The sequence below is a fragment of the Mesorhizobium sp. M5C.F.Cr.IN.023.01.1.1 genome (assembly GCF_003997585.1).
GTDB lineage: Bacteria > Pseudomonadota > Alphaproteobacteria > Rhizobiales > Rhizobiaceae > Mesorhizobium > Mesorhizobium wenxiniae.
Genome location: NZ_RZSU01000197.1, coordinates 1 through 5,707 on the forward strand (window position 1 = coordinate 1; position 5,707 = coordinate 5,707).

At 59.1% G+C, this 5,707-nt stretch carries 6 protein-coding genes; 2 read left to right on the forward strand and 4 right to left on the reverse strand.

The window, feature by feature from the left end; translation table 11 throughout:
* From EOA78_RS34840 to EOA78_RS36345, 4 genes are all read right to left on the reverse strand, one after another.
* Positions 1-1,912, reverse strand: a 1,912-nt coding sequence (locus tag EOA78_RS34840; RefSeq protein WP_164784100.1) for an AAA family ATPase, incomplete at its 3' end; no start/stop codon positions are given.
* Positions 1,909-3,168: a DNA repair exonuclease gene (locus EOA78_RS34845; RefSeq protein ID WP_127320198.1), complete on the reverse strand. Its 1,260-nt coding sequence runs from the start codon at positions 3,166-3,168 to the stop codon at positions 1,909-1,911. The genes EOA78_RS34840 and EOA78_RS34845, both read right to left, overlap by 4 nt.
* A 144-nt stretch (positions 3,169-3,312) precedes the next feature.
* Positions 3,313-3,579, reverse strand: coding sequence for a BrnA antitoxin family protein (locus tag EOA78_RS34850; protein WP_127320194.1), 267 nt, complete (start codon positions 3,577-3,579; stop codon positions 3,313-3,315).
* A gap of 500 nt (positions 3,580-4,079) precedes the next feature.
* Positions 4,080-4,226: a hypothetical protein gene (locus EOA78_RS36345; RefSeq protein ID WP_164784101.1), complete on the reverse strand. Its 147-nt coding sequence runs from the start codon at positions 4,224-4,226 to the stop codon at positions 4,080-4,082.
* A 474-nt stretch (positions 4,227-4,700) separates the two neighbouring features.
* Between EOA78_RS36345 and EOA78_RS34855 the strand changes: the two genes are divergently transcribed.
* Positions 4,701-4,916, forward strand: coding sequence for an excisionase family DNA-binding protein (locus EOA78_RS34855; protein WP_127320196.1), 216 nt, complete (start codon positions 4,701-4,703; stop codon positions 4,914-4,916).
* On the forward strand, positions 4,909-5,707 hold a 799-nt coding region (locus EOA78_RS34860), incomplete at its 3' end, for a type I restriction enzyme HsdR N-terminal domain-containing protein (RefSeq protein ID WP_164784102.1). The genes EOA78_RS34855 and EOA78_RS34860, both read left to right, overlap by 8 nt.

Below are 5,707 nucleotides of genomic sequence, written 5' to 3' on the forward strand. Positions count from 1 at the left end.
GTTCAGGCGAAGATTCCAGGCTATCTCCGAGAAGATCTCTTGCCGATACGCGGATTTCCGACAGTGCTGCTTCCACGTCCAATTCGATCTGGGAAAGTTGGGCGCTCGCACGCGAGATGACGGCAGCGGTTTCGGCAAGGCTGCGGTTCGTGGTTCGAATCTCGGCGAGCTCCCGCGCATTGGCCAGACGAACTGCTCCAATACTGTCGTCACGCGCCAACGCTACTGCGAAATCGTCCGCTGTTGCGCCAAGGAGGTCATCTCGATGCCTTGTCCAAGCCTCGTCCCGGGCATGCCGGATGGCGGCGGCTTCATCGTCAGTTACGTCGACCGAGGCGCGAAGGGCGTCCAGCCGCGCCGAGAGCAACTCGTGATTGCCCTGGTATTCGGCAAGACGTTCGGAAAGGACCGCCCTGCTCGTCCTAAGCTCTGCTGAGCGAGTTTTCCATGCACCAACCTGCCGGGCGCTCGGAACTGAGATCTTGGCCAACGCCTGGGCATCTCCGGACCAGGGATGCAGGCGCCGGACTGCCGCCTCCCATCGAATTCCGCTCTCGTCCTCCGCCTCACGTGCCGTCTTGATTTCCCGTAGGTGTCCACTACCCCTCGCTTTAGACAAAGCCGAGGTCAGCCTTGCCCTGGCTGGTTCGGGCACGGCCCTTTCTTCCCCGACCCGCTCACGTGCCGTCTGAAGCGCATCCAGGGCTGCCGCGGCTTCGTCTCGGGCGACGCGCACACTGGTAGCGATACCGGATCGCTGCTCCACCATATTGCGAACAGCACCAACAATGGCAGCAGGCAAAAGCAGCGCGGCAGGCTCTGGCTCGGAGGACCTTCCCAGAGCGGCAAGGCAGGTCGCCACGGCGTTATCGAGTATTTGGAGGTCCGTCTTACGATTGGGCAAGTCCAAGCCCGCCGAGATATAGCGCACCTTGCGATCCGTCAGTCCGCGAACCCGCTCGGAGATGGCAAGGATCACCTCGTCCACCTCGACCGATGCGATTTTCGTCGTCACTCGCTCGACTTCATCAACGTTCGCTGACAGCCGAGTTCTCAGGCTGGCGTCCTCATCGATCATTTCGGCGACACTACCTGTCCAAGTCCTTGGCGGTGAAGCGATGTCAGGCAATTCAGCCAGCTGGGCTGTCTTACGTCGGATATCCGCGAGGATCGGGACTGCGCGTAAATACTTCGCAATGGAATCGAGCCTGGCCGACAGCACCGACCGTTCGGTGATGCTGCGATCGTATTTTTCCGTCGCGTCAAGACGATCGGCCTCAAGGGTCTCGAAGGTCGAAGCCAATGTGTCGATCGCATCCTTCCGGGACTTCAGTTCCGCAAGTCGCTTCTTGAGAAGCGCAAGTTCGGTTCCGTGTGCCTGCTTCCGATAGAGCCCGTCCGCTTCTGCCTCGAGCGCGCTCAATGTGTCACTCGCATGCCCAAGACCGGCGCTGGCCGTGAACAGGAGCTTGCCCAGGTCTCCACGCGACTCCAGTATCGACTTTCCGCCTGCTTCAAGCGTCTCGTCGTCCAACGAGAACATGGTGCCATATGCCTCCCGGGACAGACCTGCGAGATGAGCCAAAATTGCCACTTCGCTGACCGGTTGGCCCATTGCGTTCAACAACGAGTTGTTGCGCTGTTTCGTGCGTGAGAACGTATGCCCCTCTCGCCCGAATTCGAGCACGCCGCCGATGCGCATCGCGCTGTACTCATGCAGGAAATTGTAGCGGCTGCGTTCTTCAATCCCGAACAGCAAGTCCAGATAGCCGGAAAGCGCGGTCGACTTGCCGGCCTCGTTCAGCCCGAACACGATATGCAAGTCGGGCCCGGAATCCGGTTTTGGTCCGAACTCGAGCGTCCTGTCGGTGAACTTTCCATAACGAATGAGATCAAGGCGCCGGAGCCTCATTGCGCTCCACCTGTCTTGAGGCGGGCCGTGACCAGGTCAGCGCCGCTGGCAAGAACCCTGTCGAGGAATAACTCCAGCGCGGCCTCGTCCTTTCCGGCGAAGTCGCGCCCGTCGGGCGGAAGATCCGCAACCATCTTCAGGACCAGTTCCCTCGCTTCGGCACGGAAGGCTTCCGAGCTCGCATCGGCACGCATGGATTCGGCGAGTTCGAAAATCGGATCCGCGACGCCCTCGGATGTTTCCGTCCTGGGCGGAGCAAGGCCCAGCTCGAGCTTTTCCACCCATGTGTCGCCTGCCTGTTCGGCTGCCTGCTCGGCTTCGGCCAGCAGCAGATCCCTGTCGCGGATTAGCGCCCACGACAAAGGCGACGCCCCGCTCAGACCGAGACGGACCACAACATGCCGGGATCTGACGGAAGCCCGGATATCTGCGAGCGCGGATCGGATTCGTCCGACGACTTCAGACCATTCCATCGTTGCAGTTAAGTCGACGTTCACCCGCTCGAATTGCGCGACACTCGTCAGCCTTTCCTCGACCTCGACGGAACGGTCGTCTCGTATCGTGACCAGAGTGACGGATTTTTCTCCGGCTTCGTTAATGTCCCTGCCTTGCGGCATTCCTGGCATCACCACCGTGCTCGCTCCAGGATGGACTTTCCGGACGTGGATGTGCCCGAGCGCCCAATAGTCAAAACCATGGCCGTGCAAGTCAGCAACGCTGCAAGGGGCGTAGACGTCGTGACCGGGCGATCCAGCCAAACTGGTGTGCATGATGCCGACGTTGACCGCTCCTTCACGGGCAGCTGTATATTTGGCGAGCAGACTTTCTGGTGCCTTGGGGCTCGCGAAACTCAATCCATGGAATATCACGTCCAGCCCTCCGGCTGTTTGGAGCACGGACTGGGGACGGCCGCCGAAGATCGTTACCGTGTCCGGAAACACGAGTTGTTTCGATATACGCGACATTGCGTCGTGATTTCCGCGGATCTTGAAAACTTTGATGCCGGCCTGGTGAAGACGCGTCATCTGCGATGCCAGGAACCGCGCCGTTTTCATCGAAGTCTGATCGCCATCATAAAGATCGCCGGCAATGACGAGCGCATCGACGCGCTCGGCAAGGCAGAGATCCACTATTGCGACAAACGCCTGGCGACTGGCGTCTCCGACGAGTTCGGCAAGATCAGAGTTTCGCAGCGCTAGCGAACGCAACGGCGAGTCGAGATGAATATCGGCCGTATGTAGGAATCGAAATGCCATTCGGAGTCTCCAGCCACGGAGCATAAGGAGGTTTCACCGCGGCTCGACAAGAAATAACTAGGGAGTGTTGGTTGCCCAGAAAGTGCGCAATCACTTACGCTTCTTTTCGCCTCTTTCTGCGTGGCGTATAAACGCTGTGCACGATCAATAGTCGTCTGATCGTTCGTGCTCGGCATTGTTCGGTTCCTTGAAGTTTGTACGCCGCAAAGTATCGTTGATACGATCCTGCCAGCCCGGCCCATCTTGCGGGAAATGCTCCAGCACGGCTCTATCGATCCTGATCGAAACAAGTTCTCTGACATTTGGAGCAACCGACGGTTCGCGAACCGGCGCCGCCGGCTTCTTGATTGGCTTGAAGGCGGCTTCGGCGGCTGCCATCGGATTTGTGGGTCGGCGTGGAGGATTTGCCATTTGATGATCCTGACTGGTCATAATTCTTGTCGAGCGGGACTGTGCGAATGCGCACCATAACCCATGCGTAGGCCACCGAACGATGGGGCAAAAGAAAAGGTCGGACTGTTGAGCCAGCCAAGTATAAAGGCTTGAAGCCTCCAGGGGGAACGCGCCGGACGAATGGAGGGGACATCCGACGCGATGTCGATGTGGGTCAACCTAGGTGACCTTTCAATGAAATTGCTGTGGACTACTTTTGGCCGCCCCATAGAGCCAAGGATGCGACAAGTTCGAAGTGGTCGGCGGCAATGCCACGTCGGCCAGCCGTAATGCCCATGTCTCGATGACGGCAGAGGGCTACTCGTGCCGCGGATGCCAAGCAGTTTGAAAGGTGAGATGACTAGGTAGCGAATTTGCGTGCCAAAAGGTTCTCTACGGCCTTGCCGGCAAAGATCGGGAGCGGCGCTTTCAGCGCATTTGCAATCCGCTCGATTGCAGGCAAATCCACTTCAGCGACACTATCGGGTGTCGCCACTTGTCGCAGCCACGGCTTTGGGACGGACGTCTTTTTCAGCGAGACCGTCCTCGTCAAGCCCTGCGGCCACCAAGGCTTTTTGCAACGCTCCGCTGAAATCCAGGTTTGTTGCCGTGAAGATGCTGTGCATGGTTGCAGCCATATCTTGGGGGCCGGTCAAAAGCCCGCAGTCTTTTGAACCGCTTCCTCGGACGGCCATCTCAGGGAGGGAACCAAGGATGTCGGCAGCACCCTCCTACATTCTATCCATCTGGTCGGAAGCGCACGGTTCAATGCTTCGACTACTCGAAAAGAGAGGGAGAGCGCGTGCGACCCTGTCTGCGGCTAAACGGCATGCGCCACAAGCCGACATACGAATGCTCAGTCACCACCGCCAGATCGCACGCCGAAAATGATACGAATCGACTCAACGCGCTTCCGATTTTCAACGATACAAAGGCTCTGCCCCCCAACGGCGGCCGGGATCCAAACAGAGCCCGGCGCGTAAGCACCGGACGTGGCCTCTAGGGGCTGGCGTAACTCCACTCTAACAGGATAAAGGGACCTTAATAGCTGCGATGGTAGGTTTGTGGCGCGATCAACTTAGTCGGTCGGAGGGACTTTCATGAGTGATAGGTGGCTGTCAGCCGATGAGATCGCCTCGGACCTCCGGATGACCAAGGACACGGTCTACACGTGGTCACACTCGAAAGAGATGCCTGGCCACGAAGTCGGTCGCTTCTGGCAATTCAAGCGCGAGGAGGTCGACACCTGGGTGCGCGACGGCGGCGCGGCTTCGTTTTCCGACGAGCTTAGTGAGAAGGAACGCAAGCATGGCTAAGCCAAGGAGGGTAACGAAGTCGGAGGCGGTGACGACGGCCGAGGTCAATGGCGCGTCGACCGACGAGATCAACGCGATCGAGGACGGGAAGATCTTTGATTACATCACGGGCAAGCCCGTCGCAGAGAACGACAAGGAGCGTGTTCGCCAACGCATTGCCCGCGCTCTGTTCCATGAGTACGGCATTTCGGTCGACGATATGGAGCCGGACTTCAAAGTGAAGGTCGACGGCGCTAACAAGAAGATCGACATCGCGATCTTCGAGCCGGGTTCCGAGCACACGCCCAAGAACGTCCGCCGACTCGTCGTGTGCCAGAAGGAGCTGAAGCTCGGGGACAGAGGCGCATATAAAATGCGCGACCACGAGCAGGCAGCGAAGGACCTCGACGTGCTTAAAGCCGCGATGGCGGCCTGCGAGAACTGCAAGTACGGCCTTTGGACCAACGGCCTCGAGTTCTTCTTTTTCCGTGTTGAGCGCACGCGCTTCGACGTGAAGTTCAAGCCTATCGGCGACTGGCCGCTCTCCGATGAGTCCATCGGCACGCGAGACGTCGCGTCGCACGCCAGGCTGCGTCGCGCTGATCCCGAGATGCTGCGCACGGCCTTCCGGCGATGCCACAATTTCATCCATGGTAACGAGGGAATGCCGAAGGACGCGGCCTTTTGGCAGTTCCTCTATCTCATCTTTGCCAAAATGCATGACGAGCGGCAGCCGAACGACGCCCGCCGCTTCTGGGCAGGCCGCTTCGAGAAGAACGGCCAGCTCATCGACGAGCAGTTCGACCCTGCGG